The 25,930-nt window shown below is 54.9% G+C and carries 17 protein-coding genes; 6 read left to right on the forward strand and 11 right to left on the reverse strand.

What is annotated here, in order from left to right; translation table 11 throughout:
* Window positions 1-71: 71 nt before the first annotated feature.
* From ACUN9X_RS09275 to ACUN9X_RS09285, 3 genes are read right to left on the reverse strand one after another with little or no spacing between them, the layout of a single operon-like run.
* Window positions 72-734 carry an HAD family hydrolase gene (locus ACUN9X_RS09275; protein WP_260035061.1) on the reverse strand — a complete coding sequence of 221 codons (663 nt, stop codon included), beginning with the start codon at window positions 732-734 and terminating at the stop codon, window positions 72-74.
* Window positions 731-1,477 (reverse strand): bifunctional 2-polyprenyl-6-hydroxyphenol methylase/3-demethylubiquinol 3-O-methyltransferase UbiG, encoded by a 747-nt coding sequence (gene ubiG / locus ACUN9X_RS09280; RefSeq protein WP_445472885.1) that lies wholly within the window; start codon window positions 1,475-1,477, stop codon window positions 731-733. The genes ACUN9X_RS09275 and ubiG overlap by 4 nt, the downstream gene beginning before the upstream one ends.
* A 41-nt stretch (window positions 1,478-1,518) precedes the next feature.
* Entirely contained in the window at window positions 1,519-2,850 is a 1,332-nt protein-coding gene (locus tag ACUN9X_RS09285) for a TRZ/ATZ family hydrolase (protein WP_445472886.1), read from the reverse strand.
* Between the two features lie 209 nt (window positions 2,851-3,059).
* Here ACUN9X_RS09285 and mtnA point away from each other — a divergent pair, with 209 nt between their 5' ends.
* On the forward strand, window positions 3,060-4,127 hold the full coding sequence (mtnA, locus tag ACUN9X_RS09290) for an S-methyl-5-thioribose-1-phosphate isomerase (RefSeq protein ID WP_260035066.1): 1,068 nt from the start codon (window positions 3,060-3,062) through the stop codon (window positions 4,125-4,127).
* A gap of 72 nt (window positions 4,128-4,199) precedes the next feature.
* Here the strand turns inward: mtnA and ACUN9X_RS09295 are convergent, their stop codons facing one another.
* Both ACUN9X_RS09295 and ACUN9X_RS09300 read right to left on the reverse strand, forming a co-directional pair.
* Entirely contained in the window at window positions 4,200-7,049 is a 2,850-nt protein-coding gene (locus ACUN9X_RS09295; protein ID WP_445472887.1) for an insulinase family protein, read from the reverse strand.
* Window positions 7,050-7,161: 112 nt separating this feature from the next.
* Window positions 7,162-7,461, reverse strand: coding sequence for a hypothetical protein (locus ACUN9X_RS09300; RefSeq protein ID WP_445472888.1), 300 nt, complete (start codon window positions 7,459-7,461; stop codon window positions 7,162-7,164).
* Window positions 7,462-7,880: 419 nt separating this feature from the next.
* Here ACUN9X_RS09300 and ACUN9X_RS09305 point away from each other — a divergent pair, with 419 nt between their 5' ends.
* Window positions 7,881-9,866, forward strand: a complete 1,986-nt coding sequence (locus tag ACUN9X_RS09305; RefSeq protein ID WP_445472889.1) for an SDR family oxidoreductase — start codon at window positions 7,881-7,883, stop codon at window positions 9,864-9,866.
* A gap of 137 nt (window positions 9,867-10,003) precedes the next feature.
* On the opposite strand, the gene rnt is transcribed toward ACUN9X_RS09305, so the two are convergent.
* Window positions 10,004-10,660 carry a ribonuclease T gene (gene rnt, locus ACUN9X_RS09310; RefSeq protein WP_260035742.1) on the reverse strand — a complete coding sequence of 219 codons (657 nt, stop codon included), beginning with the start codon at window positions 10,658-10,660 and terminating at the stop codon, window positions 10,004-10,006.
* Window positions 10,661-10,715: 55 nt separating this feature from the next.
* A complete protein-coding gene (gene pyrC / locus ACUN9X_RS09315; RefSeq protein ID WP_260035072.1) occupies window positions 10,716-11,747 on the reverse strand; it encodes a dihydroorotase in 1,032 nt (343 codons plus the stop codon).
* Window positions 11,748-11,966: 219 nt separating this feature from the next.
* On the opposite strand from pyrC, the gene ACUN9X_RS09320 reads away from it, so the two are divergent.
* From ACUN9X_RS09320 to ACUN9X_RS09330, 3 genes are all read left to right on the forward strand, one after another.
* Window positions 11,967-12,875: a flagellar protein MotY gene (locus ACUN9X_RS09320; RefSeq protein ID WP_445472890.1), complete on the forward strand. Its 909-nt coding sequence runs from the start codon at window positions 11,967-11,969 to the stop codon at window positions 12,873-12,875.
* Window positions 12,876-13,089: 214 nt separating this feature from the next.
* Complete coding sequence (locus tag ACUN9X_RS09325; protein WP_260035075.1) at window positions 13,090-14,304, forward strand: argininosuccinate synthase; 1,215 nt, start codon at window positions 13,090-13,092, stop codon at window positions 14,302-14,304.
* A gap of 325 nt (window positions 14,305-14,629) precedes the next feature.
* Complete coding sequence (locus tag ACUN9X_RS09330) at window positions 14,630-17,368, forward strand: penicillin acylase family protein (RefSeq protein ID WP_445472891.1); 2,739 nt, start codon at window positions 14,630-14,632, stop codon at window positions 17,366-17,368.
* 118 nt (window positions 17,369-17,486) lie between these two features.
* Here ACUN9X_RS09330 and ACUN9X_RS09335 read toward each other — a convergent pair whose 3' ends face one another.
* Window positions 17,487-18,668, reverse strand: a complete 1,182-nt coding sequence (locus ACUN9X_RS09335; protein WP_445472892.1) for a GGDEF domain-containing protein — start codon at window positions 18,666-18,668, stop codon at window positions 17,487-17,489.
* Window positions 18,669-18,850: 182 nt separating this feature from the next.
* Complete coding sequence (locus tag ACUN9X_RS09340) at window positions 18,851-21,730, reverse strand: MECDP-synthase (RefSeq protein WP_445472893.1); 2,880 nt, start codon at window positions 21,728-21,730, stop codon at window positions 18,851-18,853.
* 521 nt (window positions 21,731-22,251) lie between these two features.
* Between ACUN9X_RS09340 and ACUN9X_RS09345 the strand changes: the two genes are divergently transcribed.
* On the forward strand, window positions 22,252-23,766 hold the full coding sequence (locus ACUN9X_RS09345) for a fumarate hydratase (RefSeq protein ID WP_260035079.1): 1,515 nt from the start codon (window positions 22,252-22,254) through the stop codon (window positions 23,764-23,766).
* A gap of 79 nt (window positions 23,767-23,845) precedes the next feature.
* On the opposite strand, the gene ACUN9X_RS09350 is transcribed toward ACUN9X_RS09345, so the two are convergent.
* Both ACUN9X_RS09350 and ACUN9X_RS09355 read right to left on the reverse strand, forming a co-directional pair.
* On the reverse strand, window positions 23,846-24,208 hold the full coding sequence (locus ACUN9X_RS09350; protein ID WP_260035080.1) for a SpoIIAA family protein: 363 nt from the start codon (window positions 24,206-24,208) through the stop codon (window positions 23,846-23,848).
* 149 nt (window positions 24,209-24,357) lie between these two features.
* Window positions 24,358-25,824 (reverse strand): protein adenylyltransferase SelO, encoded by a 1,467-nt coding sequence (locus ACUN9X_RS09355; protein ID WP_260035081.1) that lies wholly within the window; start codon window positions 25,822-25,824, stop codon window positions 24,358-24,360.
* Between the last annotated feature and the right edge of the window lie 106 nt (window positions 25,825-25,930).

Consider the following 25,930-nt stretch of genomic DNA (forward strand, 5'->3'; position numbering starts at 1 on the left):
CGGTAACGATCAGATTACCAGTCAGTGATACGTCATCAAATTGTTTAGGTGTTGTCAGCGGCGTCGCGATGTCAGGACGCCGTGAGCAATGCTTCCAGTTCTCTGGCTGAGTCGATAATGATATCCGCGTTCCACTCTGCAATGACGCCCGGGTGCTGAATATAGCCGTAACGCGCTGCAATGGTTTTCATGCCCGCTCGCCTGCCTGCTTCGATGTCACGGATATGATCGCCCACGTAGATGCCACCTTCAGTGCTCACGCCCATCAGGTGGCAGGCCAGCTGCAGTGATTCAGGGTGAGGTTTGCGATGTTCAACATCATCCGGGCAAACCAGCGCGTCGCAGCGGTCGTGCAGGTGCAAAGCGTGCAGCAGCGGCACGCTGAAACGCCGTGGTTTGTTGGTCACGATGCCCCAGGGGATGCCATTGTCTTCCAGGGTATCAAGCACCGCGTCCATGCCGGGGAAAAGACGCGTGTCGACGGCCACTTCATCCTCGTAAAGGTCGAGGAACTCACTGTGGCGATCGAAGTAGTCTTCATCATCTGGCGACAGATCAAAGCCCAGCAGAATCATAGCCCGCGCGCCCTCAGACACCACTTCACGGATCTGGTGCTCCGGCAGGGCACGGAGCCCGTAGCGCTTGCGAATCACATTGAGACAGCGCACAAAATCCGGTGCGGTATCGATCAGCGTGCCGTCGAGATCAAACAATACCGAGCTTGGGCGGGTCACGCTGATGCTGTCTCGGATGCTGTATTGCCGGCAATGGCGTCCAGCTTGGCGTGCATCAGATAGTTTACATCCACGTCGCGCCCGAGCTTATAGATCCGGGTGACCGGGTTGTAGGTCATACCGGTGAGATCCTGCACATCGAATTCTGCTTTGCGCAGAAACTCGGACATTTCGGATGGCCGGATAAACTTGCGCCATTCGTGGGTGCCCTTGGGGAGCATGTTGAGCACATACTCTGCTCCGACAATCGCAAACAGGAAGGATTTCGGGTTGCGATTGATGGTCGACACAAACAGGTCTCCACCGGGGCGCAGGAGTTTGGCGCATGCCTGGATAATGGAGGCGGGCTCGGGGACATGCTCCAGCATTTCCAGGCAGGTTATGGCATCGTATTGTCCGGCGTGTTCCGGATCAGCGGCCAGTTCTTCAATGGTGATCTGCCGATAATCGACTTTGATGCCGGATTCCAGGCCGTGCAGGCGGGCCACTGAAAGCGGTGCTTCGCCCATATCGATTCCGGTCACATGGGCGCCTCGCAACGCCATGCCTTCACTCAGCAAGCCGCCGCCGCAGCCGACATCCAGCACTTTCCGGCCGGGCAGAGGTGCTCGCTCGTCAATATAGTTCAGTCGCAGCGGGTTGATTTCGTGAAGCGGTTTGAACTCGCTGCCGGGATCCCACCAGCGGCTGGCCAGCGCCTCAAACTTGGCAATCTCGTTCCGGTCTACGTTTTGCTCGGTCATTCTCTGCTTTCCTATGAGGACTGGCTCAGTATCAGATAAATTCAGCTGTTCTTTATTTTACAGGCCCACTGATCGACTTTCAGCATCAGATCGGGCACATCAATACGGGTCAGCTTGCCATCCTGAACCTGAGGAATACCCCCGATCCAGCTATGGCTGAGTTCACGGCCGTACTGGCTGTACACCAGATGGGAGACGGGGTCGTAGATTGGTTGGCAAAAGGGGTCGCTCAGATCGAGCGCAATGACATCGGCCAGTTTGCCGGCTTCCAGCGAGCCGATTTCATTTTCACGGCCCAGTGCTTTTGCACCATTTATCGTGGCCATGGCCAGCGCTTCGTGAGCCGACAGGGCTGCTGCATCATCGGCAACGGCCTTGGCAATCAAGGCTGCGGTATTGAGTTCACCGAAGAGGTTGTGATCGTTGTTGCTGGCCGCGCCATCGGTACCGATCGCAACATTGATGCCGGCTTTCTGAATACGATCAACCGGGCAGAACCCGCTGGCGAGCTTCAGATTGGATTCCGGACAATGAATGATGTGAGCACCGCTGTTCTTGATCAGATCGAGGTCTGTATCATCAACCTGCGTCATATGAACACACTGGGTCGCCGGCGACAGCAGGCCTATATCGGCCAGGCGCTGACTCGGCCGCAGGCCGGTTTTCTCGAGGGCCTCGGCGACCTCAAATGCGGTTTCATGCAAGTGAATCTGGATGGCAATCTGCTTTTGCTTTGCCAGTTTTACAATGGCCTTGAGCGGTTCATCCGAGACGGTATAGGGCGCATGAGGCCCGATTGCGATGCGGATGTAAGGATCGCCCGCCCACTGTTCGGCAAGCGCTGCGCCTTTGCTCAGGTATTCATCCGGTCCGCTGCCCCAAGGCGTTGGGAAGTCGAGCACAGGGAAACAGATCTGGCCACGAATGCCGATGTCGGATGCGACTTGGGCCGCTACTTCGGGGAAGAAGTACATATCCGAAAAACAGGTAGTGCCGGTGCGTAGCATTTCAGCGATCGCCAACCGAGTGCCGTCAGCAATGAACTCGCTGCTGATGAACTTGCCTTCTGCTGGCCAGATGTGCTCGTTCAGCCAGGTCATCAGGGGCAGGTCATCGGCCATACCCCGGAACAGCGACATGGCGGCGTGGCCGTGGGCGTTGACCAATCCCGGCATGATGGCATGAAGCGGCAGATCTACCGTTTCCCGGGCACGATAGCGTTGATCGGCTTCGGCCTGTGGAGCGATGGCTTCAATCCTGTCGCCCTGGATCAGCAGGGCCTGATGCTCGAGTACCACGCCTGCCGGCACAACAGGAATGAGCCAGCGAGCGTTGATGCGGGTATCGACGGCGGTGATGGTGTCAGCAGTCATGCGTTTCCTGATGGCGCGACGCAGCGCTTGCTGCGCGCTAAAATGCGTTGGAGGGCGCACTCAGCTACGACGCCCGAATATGCTCGCCAGTATAGCGATCACGTCAGGTATGAACCAGCCGCAGAGGTTCCTTAGGCTGCGCCCTTCTCGTTATAATCGATTCAACGCTCCATTTCCGGACGACCTTTCTGGCAGGACTGCAATTACCCATGAACCCCGTTGATACGCCTTCTATCTCAGACAACGATCTCGGTACCCTCGCAATTCTCTGGCATGGCGATCACCTTGCCCTGCTGGATCAGCGTCTGTTGCCCGAGCAGGAAGTCTGGCTGACATACAGCGATCCCCGCATCGTCGCTGACGCGATTCGGGACATGGTGGTTCGCGGTGCGCCGGCTATCGGTATCAGTGCCGCTTATGGTGTCGTCCTGGCGGCGAGAGGGGCAGTCCAGAGTCCCGTCTGGAAGCAGAGTATCGTCGATGCAATCGACGTGCTGGCGGCGTCCCGTCCTACCGCAGTCAATCTGTTCTGGGCGCTTGATCGCATGCGCTCGCGCCTTCAAAGCTGCGCCAGCTGTGCCGATGCTATTGCCGGCCTGACAGGAGAAGCAGAAGCGATTCATGCTGAAGATGTCGCTGCCAACCGACTGATGGGGCGCCATGCATTGGATATCATGGGGGAAGGCAAATTTGCCGTGCTTACCCACTGCAATACCGGCGCGCTGGCGACCGGAGGCTACGGCACTGCATTGGGCGTGGTGCGCAGTCTGTGGCGGGCAGGGCGCTTGACCCATGTGTACGCCGACGAAACACGCCCCTGGTTACAGGGCAGTCGGCTGACGGCGTGGGAGCTTCAGCAGGAAGGTATTCCGGTGATCCTGAATGCCGACAGCGCCGCAGCCCAGATCTTGCGTCAGGGGGAAGTGCGCTGGGTGATTGTCGGTGCCGACCGGATTACAGCCAACGGTGATGTGGCGAACAAGATCGGCACCTATTCGCTGTCGATTCTGGCCCGTCATCACAATGTGAAGTTCATGGTCGTAGCGCCCTCCAGCACTGTGGATATGGCGCTGGCGTCAGGTGAGGCTATTCCGATTGAGGAACGGGACGGCACCGAAGTACGATCGGTGAGGGGCGTTGCTATTGCACCGGAGCACGTTGAGGTGTTCAACCCGGTTTTTGATGTGACGCCAGCCAGCCTGATTGATGCAATTGTCACCGAGAAGGGGGTTATCGAACAGCCAACTGCCGATAAAATGAAGCAGGTGTTTGGTTGAGCGAATAGTCACAGTGCGCCCGTGTAGCCGAAGCTTCGGCTACACGGGCGAGTTTCTCCCCACTAATTCTTATCAATAAACGAAAGGCGCGCTACGCAAGGCGTCACTTTGTTCTTCAGTATCCGGCGCTTCGGTGGCGGTGAATACCCGCAATGCGTGTTGCCTGGGCTTGATGGTCTTTTTATAGAGCGTGATCAGATCGTCCAGTTCGGTGCCACGAATCGCATCAGCCAGCTTCTCGCGACTGTCGAACCCGGTCGCGCCGCGATCAATCTCGCGCCAGTAGCGTTCTGAAATCTCGCCAAGCTGGCGGTCCCGCTCCAGTAACTGGCTGATTACGGCCTGTTTCTCCCGATCCAGATCTTTCTCGCTGAGGCCGGTGAGCTGCGCTTCAAAATCGTTCAGAAACTTATCGACGGCGCTATCAATAGCCTTCATATCGGCCGATGGTGATTGCACCATAAAGCCCAGAGCAGGTACTTCAAGCATTTCGAAGGAAGAGCCGGAGACAATGTAGCCCAGCTGCTGCTGTGTGCGGATGCTTTCGTAGAAAGGTGTGCCGATGATCTGGGCCAGCAACTGGTAGCGGGCGCGTTCTGCGAAACGGGTGGAGTTCCCCTGAATATAAAGCGCGTAGCCGGTGTCCGGATGATCAACTTGCAGAGCGATGTCCGTCAGTTCTTCAGGTAGTTGGCGCACACCGCTACGGGGCACCTTGGCGATGGTGCTGTCTTCCAGCAGCAGCGCATGGGCCTGTTGCTGGAGATTAATCGCGGCCGCTTCGGTGAGGTTGCCGTGGGCGAGCATGACCGGATCGATCTGGTCAAGGAACTTGTCTGCGAAGGCACGTAACTCCTCAAGCGTGACGGTCTTTGCCTCGGCTAGTTGATCCTCGGCGGACCAGGCGCCTTCGATCAGCGCTGACTGGAGTTCGGAGGTAGCCTGTTGCACCGGCTTCTGCTTTTTCTCGTTACGCAGACTCTCCAGCAGACGGTCGCGATTGATCTCAAAGCGGTCTTCGGCGATTTCCGGGTGAGCGACCTGGCCCATAATCCGGCGCATCAGTACATGCAGTTTGTCATTATAGCCGCCGACCCTTAGGGTGATGCCGCGCAAGTGCGAGTAGACCGCGTAATCAAGGCCGGCAAGTTGAGCCGGGTAGGCGTAGGCATTGAGATTGTCCTGAATGCTGTCCACCAGAAGTTGCGTCAGTACCTGGCCTCGTGCTGAATCGTGGGTAAGTGGCGAGCGAAGGCTCATGTACACGTTAGCTTTAGGGGTATTGAATTGCTTGTCGCGGGCATACCAGAGCGTTGGCTCGCCCGAGCCTTTCAGTAGCATCGGCTTATCCATGGTGTCGCCTGTCACCATGTCGAAATTCTCTGGAATAAACGGGTTGGGCTCGGGTGATTTTAGCTCGCTGACCAGCTCCTCAGGGGCTTTTGCCAGCTCAGTGTCTTTCAGGGATTTGACCTGATAGACGGTATCGTATCGTTCGGTATGGGGCGCGTCGTCAGCTAAAGGCTGCTGCGACAGGATAGAGATCCGCACATTGTTCCGGTTCAGTCGGTCGAGCACTTTCGCGTACTTTTGCGGCGCATACGATTCCATCATGTAAGGTGCCTGCAAGATGTCTTTTGGCGCGACATCCTGCATTTGCATTGCCAGCCCACTGACCTTGCCAATTGGCGAGGAGGCTTCCTGAAAACGGAAAGCGGTTTCCGAGAGTTGGCTGATTTCATCGAAATACTGTTGTTTGATGCCCTCGTTGCGAATCATCTCGATGTAGTCGAACGTCAGGTCAACTACAGACTGCCAGCGCTCCAAACCTTTCGGTGTGAGGGACATCTGGATGTTAAGTGTTGCCTCGTGGCCGGTGTCTTGCCCCTGGCCCGCTGAGAGGCGCTCGGCCAGGCCCGCATTTTTTAATACATTGAGCAGGCTGCCCTGGCCTTCGTGGCCCAACAGGTTGGCAATATAACCGGTTGGCTTGTCTGCATAATCATCACGCTGAGATGGCAACGGGAAGCTTAGCTCGAGCTGCCGGACTTCTTTCAGCGATTGCACCTGCAACAGGGCTGGCAAGAATCCGGGGGCATACATTGGCTGCGTATGTTCGGTGGCAGACAGCTGGCGGTTCTCAATCGCCGAGAATCGGGGACGAACCATTTTCTCCAGATCGCCAAGAGATTGCTTGCCGTAAACCACGAGCGTCATCAGGTTGGCTGAATAGTGGGCCTTCCAGAAAGCGACCAGGTCATCCCGAACAGGCGAGTCAGGCCGGTCCGCCAGTGTATCCAGACTGCCAACGGCAAAATGGCTAAGAGGATGCTCAGGGTTGAAGGTGGCTTTCTCTGCTGAGTAAAAGCGGCGGCCATCGTCCTTCAGCTTGGAGGAGTACTCCGAGTTGACGGCATTCTTTTCCCTGTCTACCAGATCGGCCGTGAATAGCGGTGCTGAGAACTGTTGGGCAAACCGGTCCAGCGCAGGCTCCAATGAATCAGCCTGAATATCGAAGAAATAGTTGGTGTCCTGGAATGCGGTAAATGCATTGTGATTGCCACCGTGGCTCGCAATAAACTGCTGGTACTCGCCCGGCTTGGGATATTTCTTGGTGCCGAGGAACAGCATGTGTTCCAGGAAGTGCGCAATGCCTTCGCGTCCCACCGGGTCATCGCCGCTGCCCACTGCAACGTTAAGCGCCGCGGCGGCCTTGTCTGCATCAGGATCGGATATCAGCAATGCTTTCAGGCCATTGTCCAACTCAATAAACCGGTAACTGTTGCTGTCGTTGGGGCTTTTGACCGGGTCGACGGCGGCCCAGAGGCTGCTGCTGAATGCGACAAAAAACAGGGTTAACAAGCATTGAGTGAGGGTTGAGCGGACAGAGAAGCGGGCGGCATGGACGCGGCTGATCAACACGGAAATCCTCTTGCGGCAGTTTGTTTTGAATGGCGCGCCGGCTCAGGTGTGGGCCGGCGCTGTCTTCAATGAGATTGCAGTGCTCTTTAGCACAACGGTTAAGCCAACGGGGTCAGTGAACCGGTTTGTTGATTGCGTTATAGCCGGATTTGCCCAGCGTTTTGCGCGCAAGATCGGCAGCGGCTTCTGCATCCAGCTGACCTGATGCAATGCGTTCAAGCACCGTGCTCATGACGGCGAGCGATTGGCGATAGTCTTCAAACTCGTGTTGGAACGCATCATCAATTGCGTCATACACCAGTTGAACTTTCTCTTCACGGCTTTGCTCACTCGGTCCTGAGTTGTTGATTGCGCGCAGGCAGGCGCGGGCAATCTTGATGTAACGCTCGGAATTGGCGTCTTTCTCAGACATGGTGTGCTCCTTAAAAGTTCACAGGCTGCGAATTATGGCATCGTCGTCGCTTCAATGCATACGGTTATGCTGATCGTGACGTCGTTGCAATCTGCTTGAATTGGCTGCTATTGGCGGATGCCGCCAGTGTGCCAGAATCGATCTCACGGCAGCTCAACCCTGTGCTAGGCTTTTCAGTGGCCGGCGCCCGCGATTATTGAACGCTGTTCGACGTTTGTCCGGTTTAGTGAATTCAGGTTATTTGAATAAATACTCTAATAAAAACAGGGGTCTGGTGAGTAATTGCTCTAATAAATTCCGGTACTTGGGGAATCTGTTGGAGTAGAATTCCACCGACTTCAGGGATGGTGTACGCGACCCGGCAGAGGGCGCGCGGAACCCTAATAAATTGAACAATAGTAATAACGGATGGGCAAAGTATGGATTATTTCCTGACGGGTGGAACCGGCTTTATTGGTCGCTTTCTGATCGACAAACTGTTGAAGCGGGGTGGCACGGTTCACGTGCTGGTGCGTAAAGAGTCCGTTGAGAAGCTGAATGTTTTGCGCGAACGCTGGGGTGACAACGAAAGCCGGGTCAAAGCCGTCGTTGGTGATCTTACTCAGCCCAATCTGGGGATTGATTCGGCCGTTCTTGGCGGTTTGAAGGGCAAGGTGGATCACTTTTTCCATCTGGCTGCTGTATATGACATGGGGGCTGATGAGGCCTCACAGATCGCAACCAATATCGATGGCACGCAGCAGGCGCTGAATGCGGCTGAAGCCATGTCAGCCGGTTGTTTTCATCATGTGTCGTCTATTGCTGCGGCGGGTATGTTCAAAGGCACCTTCCGCGAAGACATGTTCGAGGAAGCGGAAAAGCTCAATCATCCATACCTGCGCACCAAACACGATTCGGAAAAGCTGGTCCGCGATGCCTGCAAAGTCCCGTTCCGCATTTATCGCCCGGGTATGGTCATTGGCCACTCGAAAACGGGTGAAATGGATAAGGTCGATGGCCCTTACTATTTCTTCAAGATGATCCAGAAAATCCGTGGCGCTCTGCCGCAGTGGATGCCAACAATCGGTATTGAAGGTGGCCGCCTGAATATTGTGCCGGTCGATTTCGTGGTGAACGCGCTGGATCATATCGCCCACGTTGAAGGCGAAGACGGTAACTGCTTCCATCTGGTTGATTCTGACCCGTACAAGGTGGGTGAAATCCTCAATATCTTCAGCGAAGCGGGCCACGCCCCCCGCATGGCGATGCGAATTGATAACCGCATGTTCGGTTTTATTCCGCCATTTATTCGCCAGAGCCTGAAGAACCTGCCACCGGTCAAGCGTCTGACCAGCGCAGTTCTGGACGATATGGGCATTCCGCCGTCGGTGATGTCATTTATTAACTATCCGACCCGATTCGATGCCCGTGAGACGGAGCGCGTGCTCCAGGGCACCGGCATCGAAGTGCCCCGTTTGCCGGACTATTCGCCGGTGATCTGGGATTACTGGGAGCGTCACCTCGACCCCGATCTGTTCAAGGATCGTACCCTGCGTGGCACGGTTGAAGGTCGGGTTTGCGTTGTCACAGGGGCAACATCCGGTATCGGTTTGGCAACCGCTCAGAAACTGGCAGATGCCGGTGCCATTCTGGTCATTGGCGCCCGCAAGCCGGAGCGTCTGCACGAAGTGGCAGCCGAGCTGGAATCCCGTGGCGCCAGCGTGCATCCGTATCAGTGCGACTTTTCCGATATGGAAGAGTGCGATCGCTTCGTGCACACCGTGTTGGATAACCACGGTCACGTCGATGTTCTGGTCAATAACGCAGGTCGTTCGATTCGTCGTTCACTTGATCTTGCCTTCGACCGTTTCCACGATTTTGAACGCACAATGCAACTGAACTACTTCGGTTCTGTTCGTCTGATCATGGGTTTTGCGCCGGCTATGCTAGAGCGCCGTCGTGGTCATGTGGTGAATATTTCATCTATTGGCGTGCTCACCAACGCACCGCGCTTCTCGGCGTATGTCGCATCCAAGTCTGCACTTGATGCATTCAGCCGTTGTGCGGCGGCGGAGTGGTCTGATCGCAACGTGACCTTTACCACCATTAACATGCCACTGGTCAAAACTCCGATGATCGCGCCGACCAAGATCTATGACTCGGTGCCGACGTTGACCCCGGAGGAAGCGGCCGACATGGTGGCTGAGGCAATCATCTACCGGCCCAAGCGCATTGCGACTCGTCTGGGCACTTTTGCGCAGGTGCTGCACGCCATTGCGCCGAAGCTGGGTGAGATTGTGATGAACTCCGGTTACCGGATGTTCCCGGATACTGCAGCAGCGTCGGGCTCCAAGTCTGGCGAAAAGCCGAAGGTTTCATCCGAGCAGGTGGCGTTCGCTGCAATTATGCGCGGCATCTACTGGTAAGCTTTGATTTATCGTTGAAAACCCAAAAGGCCGGTGCATATGCACCGGCCTTTTTGCATTCAAAGACATGGCATCAGCGTATCTGGGCTAATAAAAAATCCCGCGTTGGCGGGATTGTTTGTTTGCAGAAGTCTGATTCAGGCTTTATCAGCGTCAGCGCTTTCTTCGTCAACGGGCGCTTCTTCAACTGGCGGTGGCGGAAAACCACCCAGCTCCTTCCAGCGATTCACGATGCCGCAGAACAGATCAGCTGTTTTCTCTGCATCGTACGCCGCTGAGTGTGCTTCACGACTACTGAAAGGAATGCCTGCAAGTTTACACGCGCGTGCCAGGACCGTGTGGCCGTACGCCAGGCCCGCCAGAGTTGCGGTGTCAAAGGTGGAGAACGGGTGGAATGGGTTGCGCTTGATGCCACAACGATCAGACGCAGCAAACAGGAAGTTATGGTCGAAGGTTGCGTTGTGGCCGACCAGTACCGCGCGTTTACAACCCTGATGCTTGATGGCCTTGCGGATCGGGCCAAACAGGTCATTCAGCGCATCCATTTCATGTACGGCGTCCCGCTCGGGATCCCAGGGGTCAATGCCGGTAAAGTCGAGTGCAGACTGCTCGAGATTAGCATTGTCAAAAGGATGAACCTGGTAAGCGATGGTGTCGCCGCGACGCAGCATACCGTCGTCATCCATCTCGATCAGAACGGCGGCCACTTCCAGCAGGGCATCGGTCTGTGAGTTGAAACCGCCGGTTTCGACGTCTACGACTACCGGCAGGAACCCGCGAAAACGTGCGGCCATGGGGGAGGTCAGATTCTCTTCCTCAGTCACTGAAGACCCTTACTGTTAGCGAATTTTAGGCAAGGCGCCAGCGAACAGACTCGCCGGCACGCAATGGTGTAATTGTGCCCGAACCCAGCGGCAGGGTAGCCGGCACTGTCCAGGGCTCACGCACCAGCGTAATGGTATCGGTATTGCGTGGCAGGCCGTAGAAATCAGGGCCGTTGAAACTGGCAAAGGCTTCAAGCTTGTCCAGCACGCCCAAATCTTCAAATGCCTCTGCGTATAACTCAATGGCGCTGCTGGCGGAGAAACAGCCGGCGCAACCACAGCTTGTTTCCTTCTTACTGGTGTCGTGCGGGGCTGAATCCGTACCGAGAAAGAAGCGGCGGTCGCCGCTTACAACGGCATCCTGCAGGGCCTGCTGATGGCGCTGGCGCTTGAGAATAGGCAGGCAGTAGAGGTGTGGGCGAATGCCTCCGACCAGCATGTGGTTGCGGTTGTACAGCAGGTGCTGGGGCGTAATGGTGGCGGCCAGATTGCTTGTGCTGTTGGTCACAAATTCGGCGGAGTCCGCAGTGGTGATGTGCTCGAGCACCACCTTAAGGTCGGGAAAGCGCTCAAGAGTCGGGGCGAGGACGCGTTCCAGAAACACCTTTTCCCGATCAAAAATATCGATGTCGGCATCGGTTACTTCGCCGTGTACCAGCAACAACATGCCGCTATCGCTCATGGCCTGTAGTGCGGCGTCAATGTTGCGAATATCGGTGACGCCCGAGGCCGAGTTGGTAGTTGCGCCGGCCGGGTAGAGTTTGGCTGCTACAACACCTGCCGTTTTTGCGGCGTGTATATCAGCGGCAGTGGTTTGCTCTGTGAGATACAGCGTGACCAGCGGATCAAAATCGGCTCCCTGCGGCAGAGCCGCGAGAATGCGGTTGCGATACCCGATGGCCTGCTCAGCATTGAGAACCGGCGGCACCAGGTTAGGCATGATGATCGCGCGACGAAAACAGCGGGCGGAAGCCGGCACGGTGTCGGCAAGTGCGTCACCATCGCGCACGTGAAGGTGCCAGTCGTCAGGTCGGGTAATCGTCAGCGTAGTGGACATCGTTAGCGCAGGGTTCCTTGGTCACAGTCTGGTGCTGCGCAGTATATCAGACACCGGGGACGAATTGCCCTGTCTTGATACCCGGAAGGCCTGGCCCTGATCGCGCTGGTCTGATGACGATCCGATTACCGTGTTACTTTTTGTTCTCCTCACTAAAGATATCCGGAGCCGGGTCGTTAAGCAGGTATCCCAATACACCTGCGAACCCTGGCATATCGCATGAAATCAATCATTCGCCCTATTGTTGTCAGCGCTTTAATGCTGGCACCTGCATCCGGTAGCATTGCGCAGACATACGGTGCCGGCATTGAAAACAGTGAGTGGTACCTGAGTTCATCGGTGTTCAGTTGCACCTTGACGCATCAGGTTCCGGGCTATGGTCGCGCGGTGTTCCAGCACCGGGCCGGGGAACGGCTGACATTCTATCTGGAGTCCGACGGCAAATTAATGAAACCGGGCAACGGCGAACTTGTGGTGGAGGCACCCAGTTGGCGCCCCGGAGTTGATCCTCAGCCACTGGGCAAAGTTGCGGTTTCCCGTGAGCGTCGGGCGGTAACGGTTGATCCACTGCGCAGCATGGCGATGGTGCAAGGCTTGATGTCCGGCATGTCGCCAACGGTAACGCGCACAGCCTGGTACAGCAGCGATCCGGTGCGGGTGAGGGTTTCCAATATTAATTTCGCCGCAAACTACGGTGACTACCAGACCTGCGTCGCCAGCCTGTTGCCGGTCAATTACGATCAGATCCAGCGCTCAAAAATTCACTTCTCGCTGGATAGCGCTGTCCTCAATGACGCCGATTACAATCGTTTGGATATGATTATCCTGTTTATCCAAGCTGACCCCAGCATCAGCAAAATTTATGTCGACGGCCACACAGATAGCAGTGGATCCCGCATTCATAACCGCAGCCTGTCAGAAGAGCGGGCCAATGCAGTAACTGAATACCTCGTCCAGCAGGGCGGTATCGACAGCGAGAAGATCATCACTCGTTACCATGGCGAACGTTACCCGGCGTCGTCTCGCCCGGCGGAGAACCGTCGCACTACCGTCCGGCTTGAGCGGGAAGGTGAGCGGCGCGGACTGCAAAGGGCTGAAGCGGATGCCGATCCCCGAAAAAATGGGTGATACTGGCCCCAAGCACCGCTGAACCACCGCAATAAAACGCCCGAATACGTCTGAAAGCGCTCTGAAAAGGGCGCTAATTCCTTCTGCCAATTGGATGCAGCGCTGAGCTGCCGTACAATAGCGCCCTTTCTAAAGTAATGAAGGCGTCAAAAGCGGCAGTTTGTTGCGTTGTTTGGCGTTATTCACTCATTTCTGATCGACGCGGAGCATGGGCATGTCAGACATCAAAAAGGTTGTACTGGCGTATTCCGGAGGGCTTGATACCTCGGTAATCGTACGCTGGCTGCAAGATACCTATAACTGCGAAGTAGTGACCTTCACTGCGGATTTGGGCCAGGGCGAAGAAGTTGAACCTGCCCGCGCCAAGGCAGAGGCATTGGGTGTCAAAGAAATCTACATCGAAGACCTGCGAGAAGAATTCGTGCGCGACTTCGTGTTCCCCATGTTCCGTGCGAATACCGTCTATGAAGGCGAGTACCTGCTGGGTACCTCCATCGCCCGCCCGCTGATCTCCAAGTATCTGATCGACATTGCCAACGAAACCGGCGCAGACGCTATCTCTCATGGTGCGACTGGCAAGGGGAACGATCAGGTACGTTTCGAACTGGGCGCCTATGCACTGAAGCCTGGTGTGCACGTTATTGCGCCATGGCGTGAATGGGATCTGAATTCCCGTGAGAAGCTGCTGGCATACTGTGCCGAGCGCGATATCCCGGTTGAGATGAAGAAGGGCAAATCGCCTTACTCCATGGATGCCAACCTGCTGCATATTTCCTATGAAGGCATGGTGCTGGAAGACCCTTGGGCCGAAGCCGAAGAAGATATGTGGCGTTGGAGCGTATCACCGGAAAAAGCCCCGGATACGCCAACCTACATTGAGCTGACCTACGAAAAAGGCGACATCGTCGCTATCGACGGTGAAGCGTTGAAGCCCCACGAGGTGTTGGCGAAACTGAACAAGGTCGGCGGCGATAATGGTATCGGTCGTCTCGACATTGTTGAGAACCGTTATGTTGGCATGAAGTCGCGTGGCTGCTACGAAACCCCGGGCGGCACTATCATGTTGCGTGCTCACCGCGGTATCGAGTCCATCACTCTGGACCGCGAAGTCGCGCATCTCAAAGATAGCCTGATGCCACGCTACGCCGAAGTGATCTACAACGGTTATTGGTGGTCGCCAGAGCGTGAAGCGATGCAGGCACTGATCGACCAGACCCAGATTCACGTGAATGGTGTTGTTCGCCTGAAACTCTATAAAGGCAACGTAGACGTCGTGGGTCGTAAATCCGACGACTCACTGTTCGACGAAAAAATTGCCACCTTCGAAGAAGATCAAGGCGCCTATGACCAGAAAGATGCGGCCGGCTTTATCAAGCTGAACGCGCTGCGCCTGCGTATTGCGGCCGGCAAAGGTCGTAAGCCGGGCTAAAGTTCGATTGGGGAATCTGGCGGCGCGTCAGATTCCCCAGGTTTTTGACAACCTCGTCACTTCTCTGCGCTCACAACACGTCTTTTGCTCTCTATCTTTCTATCTTTCTCCATTTCAAGCTTGCGCCCCATAGTAAAAAGCTGAGCCTTGCTTAAATGGTTTTCTATCCTAAATATTATATAAATCATCTTGTTACAGTCTGAAACAGTAAAGACTGAACAATTGCTCACGTTTTTGTGTGAGCCGTTGATGACTTCTGCTAGCCTGAACTTTGGTCTATGACGACCTCTTCTAAAGATCAACAATCAAAAAATGGAAGATAACAATGAAATACAAAAGGTTGGGGCTTGGTGGCTCCTCTCGGGGGCACCTTCGTGTTCTGGGGCTGGCGGTTGCAGGCAGTTTATTGTTGAGTGGGTGTGGTGATGACAGCTCCTCAGGTGGGGGTTCGGCGAGCGTTGATCCTTTAACGCCTGAGAACGGTCAGTTAAAGGCCACAATACGGCGCACGACAAATGGCGTCCCCCATATCAAGGCTGACGATTTGTCTTCAGCTGCCTTCGGTTCGGGCTACGCTCAGGCGCAGGACAACGTCTGTCTTTTGGCGGAAGCTATCGTTAAGGCTCGCAGTGAGCGATCAAAATACTTTGGGCCCGACGCTGTACTGGGCTCCGGTGACTTCATGAACGTCATCAACGATTTCTCCTATAAAGCACAGGATATTTTGGGCGGTGCCCAACGTGACTACGCCAATCTGTCACCGGAAAGCCGCGCAATGATTGATGGCTTTACCGCGGGCTATAACAAATATATTGCCGATACTCCGGCGACCGACTTGCCGGCGGAATGCCGCAATCAGCCGTGGGTCAAGGAAATCGAACCAACGGATCTTCTGGCGCACTATCGCATTGTCGGGCAGTACGCGAGTGGCGCACTCTTTGCCACCGGTGCTGTTTTTGTCGCGGTTCCGCCAAGTGGGTCGCCAGCTCCCACGCCGGTGATTGCAAAGTCGATGACAGAAAAAGACTTTGATCCAGTTGGCGTGGCCGAGAAAGCCAAGCGCTATGCCTCAAGTCGCACTAATTACAACGAGACGGGTCTTGCCAGTAATGCCTGGGGTATCGGCGGCGATATGACAGAGCAGGGCCGGGGTGCACTTCTTGCCAACCCCCACTTCCCATATACGGGCCATCGTCGGTTGTATCAGGTGCAGATGACCGTTCCCGGCTATCTGAATATCAACGGCGCGGGCTTGCTGGGTACTGCCATTCCGCTGATCAATTTCAACGAAAACCTGGCCTGGTCGCATACTGTTACCACCAGTCGCCGTTTTACGATGTATGAGTTGACGCTCAAGTCCGGCGACGAGATGACCTATATCAAAGACGGGGAAGAAAAGCCGATCACCAGCAAAACCTTCCAGATTGAGGTGGCCAATGGTACTGCAACCCCAACGGTTCTGGAGCGGAAATTCTATTTTTCCGAGTACGGCCCAATGTTGGCAGCTGATGCTGTAACCGGCGGCGGGTTGCCGGCCTGGGGTGGCGTCAATTCCCAAGGCACAACGGTGGCATACACCTATCGCGATGCTAACGCCAATACCAGTGGTCTGCTGGATACCTGGCTGCAAATGAGTCGCGCATCCAACCTGCAAGAATTCCAGGATGTCTTCAGAAACTGTGGCTCCACGCTTTGGACCAACTCAACCTATGCCGATGACCAAGGTAATGCTTTCTATATCGATAGCAGTTCGGTGCCCAACCTGTCTGAAAAGTCGATCGCGTTGATCAACTTCAAACGCAGTGCCAGTGCAGCTTACGCTCAGTTGTTCGATAACGGGCTGACCTTGCTGGATGGTTCTCGTGGGTTTGATGACTGGGTCGAAGGAGAGTGTAATGGCCTAGCGCCATACGACGCCAAGCCCAAACTGCTGCGTTCGGATTTTGTCCAGAACTCGAACAGCAGTTACTGGTCAACCAACCCGGCAGCATTCCTGACCGGCTACTCTCCGATGTTTGGTTCCGAGAAAACCGAAATTAATCCACGTACTCGCCTTGGCATCAAAATGCTGCAAAACCCAATGGATCACGGCCTGGATGTGAATACGCCGGCACCGGCGGGGCAGGATGGCAAGTTTGGCGCGAAAGATCTCATTGGCGCTATCTGGAACGACCGCGCCTGGTATTCGGAGCAATTTCTGGGTGAGCTTCTGCAACGGTGCGACTTGATTGGTGGCACGAATGTCACCGTACCCACGGCGTTACTGCCAGCAGACCCGGTTGTTGCGCCGCCGGGTGGAGGATCTCGCGCAGTGACTGCAGGCTGTGACGCTTTGAAAAACTGGAATGGAACATACGGGCTTGATAGCACTGGCGCTCATACGTTCCGTGCCTTTATTGACATATACAGGCGTAGCTTTCCGGACGATCTGCAAACCGCCTTCAATTCGGCTGACCCGGTTAATACCCCCGCTGACCCTTCTGCAGACAACAAAGGAACAGGGGATGACCAGATGCTCCAGGCGCTGGCTGCGGGGCTGACAGTGCTGGATGAAGCCGGCATTGCATACGATGCGAAACTTGGTGATGTGCAGTATTACCAGCCTTCAGGCAGCGTGCCGCCAGGCAGTCCGCTTGCCAGCGCCATGACTCAGGGGGCAAAAATTCCCTGGCACGGTGGTGATGGCAATGTAGACGGTGCGTTCAACGCGATTGGTGTTGTCGACTCAGATTTTGCTGAGGATACGATCATTCCGCGCATCAACACGCCGGAGTACAACAGCGCGTCGGGTAGCCGCTTTGCGGCGGGCCTTTCCAGTAACTCAGGGGAAGGATGGAATATTGCGCGCGGCACTAGTTGGCATTTTGGTCTGGAATTTACTGACCAGGGGCCCGAAGCCTATGGACTGGTGAGCTATTCTCAGTCGAGTGATGAAATGTCACCGTACTTTGAGGACCAGAGTCAGCGCTATTCTGACAAGAATTACCGCAAACTGTTGTTCTCTGAATCGGAGATTATGGCGAATCTGCTACCGCAAGGTGAAACTACGATTACCAGCGACTGATAGCGGGCTGTAATACTGATGTGAAATGAGAAAGCCGGCTGCCCTTGGGTAGCCGGCTTTTTAGTTGGAAGCAGGCACTCTGCAGCGCTATATGCCAGGTGTCGTTAGCGTTCTAGCGCTATCCATTAGTGCTTTGTTGCGTAAGTACCGACTCGGTTGATGCCGGTGTTTCGCGGGCGACCCTGTTGCGACCGTTCTGCTTTGCGCTGTAGAGCGCCTGATCGGCCCGGGCAATGGTATCTTCAGTGTCTTCGCCCTCTCGGCATTGAGCAACGCCAATGGATATCGTGACCGAGAATTCAGGCTCAATGCCGTTGAAGCGCAGCGCGGCGATATCGGCGCGCACCCGTTCCGCTTTTATCTCGGCGCCTTCCAGTATGGTCTGGGGCAAAATCATCAGGAATTCCTCCCCGCCGTACCGGCCAAAACAGTCAATTTGCCTGAGGCCCTTGTGAACAGTTTGTGCGACTTCTTTGAGAATCTGATCGCCGGCCTGATGCCCGAAGGTGTCGTTTACCTGCTTGAAGAAATCAATATCCAGAATGCACACACTGAAAGGGCCATGGGTGCGACTGAACCTGTTGGCCTCTTCGGTTAATACCGCGAACAGTTTACGACGGTTGCAGACCCCGGTCAGTTCATCGATGTTCACCAATTCATTGATGCGGGCCACGGCATGTTTGAGCTCCTGGTTCTTCTTCCTGAGCTTACCGCGCAGGCCGCTGATGAAGCCTCCGATCATGGCGATCTGCGCCATAACAAGGAAGTAGGCGAATATCTGAACCAACTCCAGAGACACGTCCAGAATTTCCGGCTTTGTCATCCACAGTGCAAAGACAAGCCCGGCATATGCCAGAACAAAGCAGCCCGCAACAACGAAAAAATCACGGGTTTTGAGTGCGAGAATACCGTATAGCGCCGGCACTACCGCAATCAGCAGAAATATCGTACGCGCCTGGGCCGCTTCCAGAAAGTACATCACCCATAGCGGTGGCATGGCAGATGCCACAATTTGCAAGGCAGTCAGGGCGGGATCTTTCAGTCGAAGATTGAAATTGGTTTTGATCAGAGTAAAAAAGGCACCGTTGATCAGCAGTGACGCGATAAAAAACTGAACGACGACTGAAAACGGTAATAGTGATTGGAACCAGAACATGACAACCACAGCAAACGTCACCTGGTATGACAAAAACGACATACCCAGGCGGCGAAGTCTGAGACGTTGCTCTTCTGCGACGCGATGTGACGACAATACTTCGGATTCAGTTGTTGAGTTCGGGAAATCTGGATCTGGGGGCATTAGACAGCCGTTTTTATTATTGAATGGGGTCTTTACAGATTATATGCGAAGCATAGTTCGTTTTTTGTGTTAAGCGTTGCACTATTTTGGGGCTTTTAAATGAGATTAAAAAAGCCCTTTAACTTTCGTTAAAGGGCTTGGTTGTTCAGCTTTAGACTATCTAGCTGGTGCTTATGATGCTTTTATTTATCTTGATCTAGAGCACTTTCAACCGTGTTGCTTTCCCCAAGAACGGCTGTGTCGGCAGCACCGCTCGGAAGGGTTGTCAGCACAGGCGCGCCATTGATCGCCAGCACGGTTTGCCGAACCATTTCGGCGAACGCGCGAGTTGTGTTTGATCCCGCTGGGCACCTTGCATCGTCAGGATTCGCAGGTGTCAGGGGTGCGACGAAAGTGCCGTGATTGGCGTCGGTACAAGGGTTGGTGCCCACAAAGAAAGAGGCCGCTGGCAAAGCGCCTTCGCCTGCTATTGAGCCCATTTCCACAAGCGATACGCCGTTGCCGTCCGACAGTTTGCCGTCTGGATCTTCTGCGCCGAGATCAATCAGTGCCATCAACGGCTCGGTGCCGGTGAGTGGCGCGGATAGTGCGTTACCCAATGGGTTCACGTTGGCTTCGTTAGGCACGGTGGTGTCGCCCACAACTTCGCTCAGCAAGATGTTTGTCGGTGCGACGCTGGTGGTGCTATCGCCGAAGTCCTTTGCAAAGGATACCGGGTCGGTTGAATCAACAACTGACTGGAATACGTAGAAGAAGCTTTCGAAGTTCGCTGTGCCCTGATTAACCCCAGCCTGCGCAAGCCCGCCAAGAATCTGGCCGGAGAAGGCTGGTGAGTTTTCGATCAGCCGGGTTACCTGGCCGCCAGTGTTGTGCAGTGCAACAGTGTTCAGTGATGGGAAGTCTACTGGTGACATTGCTTGGTCAAGCAAGCCGTTTAGTGTGCCATTCAGTACTGCGTTATCTGCTAGTGCTGAGAACGTAGTACCCGAAATGCCGCCGAGAGAGTGGCCGACAAAGTGCGTAGGCAATCCGGCAAGGGTGTTCGGAGTTCCGTCAAGTGTGAAAATTTGTGCAGAAATGCTCAGGTTCAATAAATCAACAACACCCTGACGTAAGTTGTCGTTGCTGTTCATCATGTTTAGCGGGTTGATGAACAGGCTGCCTGACGACACGTTAGCGGTGTCGGCAGCTACAGGCTGAAGCGACGCGTTTGCAGTGTAGTTAAAGTGCCGCTCTCCAATATAGTCAGCGTTGACGATTGGGGCCAACGCATCTTGCACCGGTTGCGAAAGCGACGCGATGGTTGCTTTCAGCGTGGTCTCATCCAGCTCAGTTAGGCCGGCGACTGTGCCAGGTGCGGCTCCTGCCAAACCATGCAAGGGTTGGTCAATTGCCACAACCGCCTGGCAGGCTTGGTTTGCTAGCAGTATGCCCGGCAGCATTGAGACGCTACGATCAACAGTAATGCCGTGCTGGAAGATGGTGATGCCGTTTGGTTGAGTAGTGCTATTACAGCTTGCTGGGCGCTCCACACCTATCGTTCCGGGAGCTGGGTGGTAAACCACGACAGGCACTGCAACCGTTGCATTTTGCTGCGGGAACGGGAAGTAACCATTGACGTTCAGTTGACCATCAATGTCGCGGAGGAACTGGAATACGGTATTGCCTGCCCCCGCTAACTCATCGTTTAGCGCTGTTTCAAGGCTGGTGCTGCCTTTCCAGCTGCCGGTTACGATGCCTTGACCGCCGTCACCGGGCAGTTGTTGGAAGTACGGCAGAGCGATAGCGCCCTGCGATACCCGAACCTGCTGGGATGCCATGAAAATAGGGTTGGTGTTATCAGCTGCACCAATGCCGGCAATTGTAGCTAAGCTTGCCGCGGACGTAGAGGGATAGAAAAATGCTGGTCGCGGTTGCGGGATATGGATTGTTTTTCCGACTTGACTCGCGATAGCAGCTTGGATCGCAGCGGGCTGCGTTTGTGCTTGTGCTTGCCCAAGTGCCGTTATGGCTGCAAGTTCCTGTGCAGTCAATTGACTTGCAAAGCTGGGATCAGCCTGAATCTGGGCGGCTTTGGCGCCGAGATCCTGAAGTTTGGCGGTTAGCTGGGAAAAATTCAGTGTCGGGTAGTTGTCCCTTACTGCTTTGAGTTGGGCAGTAAATCCAATTTTCTGTCCCAGGTCGCCAAGATAGGTCGAGGGCCCAGGGCCAGTCATAGCACGAAGCACGTCAGCATCGCGGTTCGTGGTAAAGGTGTAAGCCAGTGCCGAAGCGCCCGGAATGCTGCTTTGCTGCAAGAAGCCATTAGCGAGTTTGTCAGACGTTGCCAGAATAGTTTTAACATTGGCCAGTGCAGCATTGCCGAGCACGCCGTTCGCAAGGTTGACGTCTGCCGTTGACCGCTCGATAGGCTTGCCATTTGCACCTTTGACGCTGTTCGTTACGACAACGAGATATTTTTGATATTCCGCAAGAGGTTCAAGTGGTACTACGCGAATCGCATTGTTTTTTCCACCATCTTGACTGATGACTTCTGCGCGAAAGCTTGCCTGGGCATCAGATGTCGGTGGCAGGAAAGGGGCGGTTGCATCGATAGAAGATGGATTTGTGTTTGGTAAAGCACCAGGTAGGCCGTCGATAGCATCTTTTACGTTTAGCGGAAGTAAGAAAACAGTCTGATTCGCTGCTACTGTCGCCGGGTTCAGCTCACCGTCGAAAGGAATATTAAATGCGCCGCTGGTAGAAAAACCTGACAGTCGGTTGACTGCGTCATCGGCTGGTGTGCTACCTGTGGACAGACCCGTGAAGTCATAGTTTGCGCTTTGGGTCGCGCCAAGCAACAAAATCAAATCGGAGTTGATCGGGAACGCGGCTGCGTTATCACCTTCGTCTGCGGCAAGTGGGTTCGGGTTGTACAAGGGGCGAACAATGCTGCGATCAATCGTAGTGTCATCGATCTTATAATCCGGATTCGCATTCTTCCCGCTTGAGCCGTCATCAAGGCAGCCAGTCAGACCAACGGAAGAAGCCACGGCGAGGGCCAATAGCGTTTTTTTGAACATGGATGGAACCTTTCTCTGTTGTTGTATCGTTATTGTCGGTGCTGACCGGTACGGTATTTTCCGCAAGCCTTCTGTCAGTCACCTGTCTTGTCTGAAAACCTCAGGGAAGCAGCGACATTCCCCAGCACGCACTTATTAAAGGTTTCTGTGATTCTGACTATAGCGAAAGAAAGATAAACCTGTTGATCGCTCTAAAGTGTGATTCTGCTCCTATGCCATTTGGCAACAGAAGGTTTGACCTCCCTGAAAAATAGAAGCCGGGCGGTGGTTTGTCGAGTACATCGACGTATTCTGTGGCCGCCGTCACGCTGCCCAATACAAACCGTGGATGCCGGTTTTGTGCTATTCGGGACCTGAGGGTAATCGTTCTTGCCCAGGGCGAGGCTTTGGGATTCAGATCACCGCTGATTCCATTCACTGATTCGGGTAAACTATGGCGCACTTTTCCGGATCATCGGGCGGCAATGGCTGTCGCATCGCTGGTGACCGCAGATAGACCCAAAAAACTGATGAGAGCCGATATGACCACAGTGATTCGCCAGGACGACCTGATCGAAAGCGTTGCTGATGCACTGCAGTTTATCTCCTATTACCACCCGAAGGATTTTATCCAGGGTGTGTATGAAGCCTATAAAAAGGAAGAGTCGCAGGCTGCCAAGGACGCGATGGCCCAGATCCTGATCAATTCCAGAATGTGCGCACAGGGCAAGCGACCGCTGTGTCAGGACACCGGAATTGTGACGGTGTTTGTCACCGTGGGTATGGATGTTCAGTGGGATGCCGATATGGCGCTCGATGACATCATCAATGAAGGTGTTCGCCGTGCTTACATGAATCCGGATAACGTACTGCGCGCTTCTATTCTGGCCGATCCCGACGGCAAGCGTGAGAACACCAAGGACAACACACCTGCGATCATCCATTACAAGCTGGTTCCAGGTAATACGGTGGATGTTCACGTCGCGGCCAAGGGCGGTGGGTCTGAAGCAAAATCCAAGTTCGCCATGCTGAATCCGTCTGACTCGGTCGTTGACTGGGTGCTTAAAATGGTGCCGCAGATGGGAGCCGGTTGGTGTCCGCCAGGCATGCTGGGGATTGGTATCGGCGGTACCGCCGAGAAAGCGATGGAGATGGCCAAGGAATCACTGCTCGATCCGATCGATATTCATGATCTGCAGGCGCGCGGTGCTTCCAATCGTGCTGAAGAGTTACGTCTGGAATTGTTCGAAAAGGTTAATGATCTGGGTATTGGCGCACAGGGTCTTGGCGGTCTGACGACCGTACTGGATGTAAAGGTGAAGGACTATCCGACTCACGCGGCCAACAAACCGGTGGCCATTATCCCGAACTGCGCTGCAACCCGGCATGCGCACTTTGTGCTGGATGGCTCCGGCCCTTCGCTGCAAACCCCGCCGAGCCTGGATGACTGGCCGGAAATCACCTGGGAAGTTGGCGATAGCGTACGTCGCGTGAACCTCGATACCGTAACGCCGGAAGACGTCAAAGACTGGCAGCCGGGCGAAACCGTTCTGCTTTCAGGCAAGATGCTTACCGGTCGTGATGCGGCCCACAAGAAAATGGTCGATATGATTGAGCGCGGCGAAGAGCTGCCGGTTGATCTCAAAGGCCGCTTTATCTACTACGTAGGCCCGGTTGATCCGGTACGTGAAGAAGTGGTGGGTCCTGCAGGTCCGACTACCGCAACACGGATGGACAAGTTCACCCGCACTATGCTCGAGAAAACCGGCTTGACCGGTATGATCGGCAAGGCGGAGCGCGGCCAGGTAGCGATAGATGCGATCAAGGAATTTGGCGCGGTTTACCTGATGGCGGTCGGCGGATCAGCTTACCTTGTATCCAAAGCGATCAAGGCGGCCAATGTGGTGGCCTTTGAAGAGCTGGGAATGGAAGCGATCTACGAGTTTGAAGTAGAGGACATGCCGGTGACGGTTGCCGTTGACTCTCGCGGTACGTCAGTGCACCAGACCGGTCCGGTCGAATGGCACGATAAAATTATCGCAGCCAAAGCTGTCTGATCCGAACGTTTAGTATCGGTGGATTGCGATAAAAACGGGGCTTTCGAGCCCCGTTTTTATTTGCTTCTGAATGTTCTGTTTATACCTGTGCAATCCACGCGCGAGCGTCAGGTTCTTCGCTGGCCTTGAAAACGCGCACTTCCAGATCAAGAAACTTTGACATCACCCGGGCGACGGGGCCGACCCAGCCGCTGTCTGAGACGACGGCGCAATGGCTATAGTCTTTCAGGTGCTCCATATCAAACTTGATGCCGTCTTTGAGGGCAGCGAAATCGAATCCGCCGAAGTCGCGGACGATTTCCAGTACCTTGACCTTACCGTGCTGCTCTATAAAGGCCTTCATCTTTGGCACCATCGTGTTCAGATCATCTGCGGTGAATTTGCCATCCACTACAATTTCAACGGTTTTGATATCGGGATGTTCAATATATTGAGCCGTCATGATGTGTCTCCTGTATCCCGTTGGTGAGGACAATCGTGCGTTCTGGCTATCCCGTGAAACGTAAAACCGGGATGTCCTGAAACGGACCTCTTGTCAATCAGGGTGTTTTTCAAGGTACCTTCGATGACGTTCCTTTCATCTGATCAGTGTCAGGATGAGCAGCTGATTTCCATGTGCTGGCCCCAGTCGGGTGGTTGCACGGCGTAGCGGCTATTATCCGGTTGTTCGTCATAGGGGTGCTTGAGTACTTCAATCAGCTTGTGCGCGGTGCTGTAGTCCCCTTGCTGAGCGTCCTGTATCGCTTCCTGCGCCAGATAGTTGCGCAGGATGAATCGGGGGTTCACAGCACGCATCGCTTTCTCACGCTCGGCAGCCGGCAGGGTTTCAAATGCAAGGCGCTCGTCATAGTGGCCAAGCCATTTATCGGCGACGCTGCGGTCCACAAACAAGTCCCGCACAGGGGCGTCTCCGAGGCTGTGACGAGTCGACAACCCCCGGAAAAACAGGGTGAAGTCGATATGGTGCTCATGCAGCATGCTGAACATTTCCATCACCAGCGCCATGTCCTGGCCATCTTCCTCTGCGCTGCGATAGAGGCCCAGCTTCTGCGTCATCAGTGATTCGAATTCGGCATTGTAAGTGGTTTCATATCGGCGCAGCGCGCGTCGCAGATCGTCTTCATTGATGACACCGTTGAGCGACTGGGCCAGCAATTGGCAATTGATAAAGCCGATTTGAGGTTGGCGGTTGTAGGCGTAGCGGCCACCCTGATCGGTATGGTTGCAGATGTAACCTGCGTCAAAATCATCAAGGAAGGCGAAAGGCCCATAATCAAAAGTGTCACCGATAACCGACATGTTGTCCGAGTTCATCACGCCATGACAGAAACCGACGGCCTGCCAGCGGGCAATCAGGCGGGCGGTGCGGGCTGCAACGTCCCCCAGCCATCTTACATAGCGGTCTGGCTGGGGCAGGTCGAGCAGCTCAGGGAAGTGCATGTCAATCGTGTGATCAAGTAGTGTGCGAACGGCGTCCGGCCCCTGATGGTAAGCCGCGTACTCGAAATGCCCGAAGCGGATGTGGCTTTGGGCTACCCGCATCAGTGTCGCAGCGGATTCGATGGATTCCCGCATGACAGGGTCTTTGGCGCTTACCATAAACAGGGCGCGGGTCGTGGGGATGCCAAGGTAGTGCATGGCTTCACTGCACAGGTATTCCCGAAGGGTCGAGCGCAAGACGGCGCGACCGTCGCCAAAGCGGGAGTAGGGCGTTTTCCCGGCGCCCTTGAGGTGCCAGTCCCAATGGCGACCATCAGGGCCAATGCTCTCCCACAAAAGCAATCCACGACCGTCCCCCAGGTCAGGGTTGTACATGCCGAACTGATGGCCGGTGTATTTCATGGCCAGTGGCTCCATACCCTCCAGCAATACCTGACCAGCTCCAATCTCGGTCCAGGTGTCTTTGGCCGTTGGGTCAATGCCCATATCCTGCGCCAGCTCATCATTGAAGCAGACAAGCGTTGGCTGGCGCAGCGGCATGGGGTCAACCCGGCTGTAAAAATGGGCCGGTAGCTGGATAAAACGATTACTGATCTTGAGATCGTACAGGGGCGTCACCTGATGGTTGGTGGAATTCGGCTGAGGAAAGTCAGCCCAATCCTGATCACTTTCAATGTGCTTGCAATGTACCCGGGCATTCGAATGTGCTTTTCGCGGTGTAATC

The organism is Marinobacter sp. V032 (assembly GCF_052645435.1).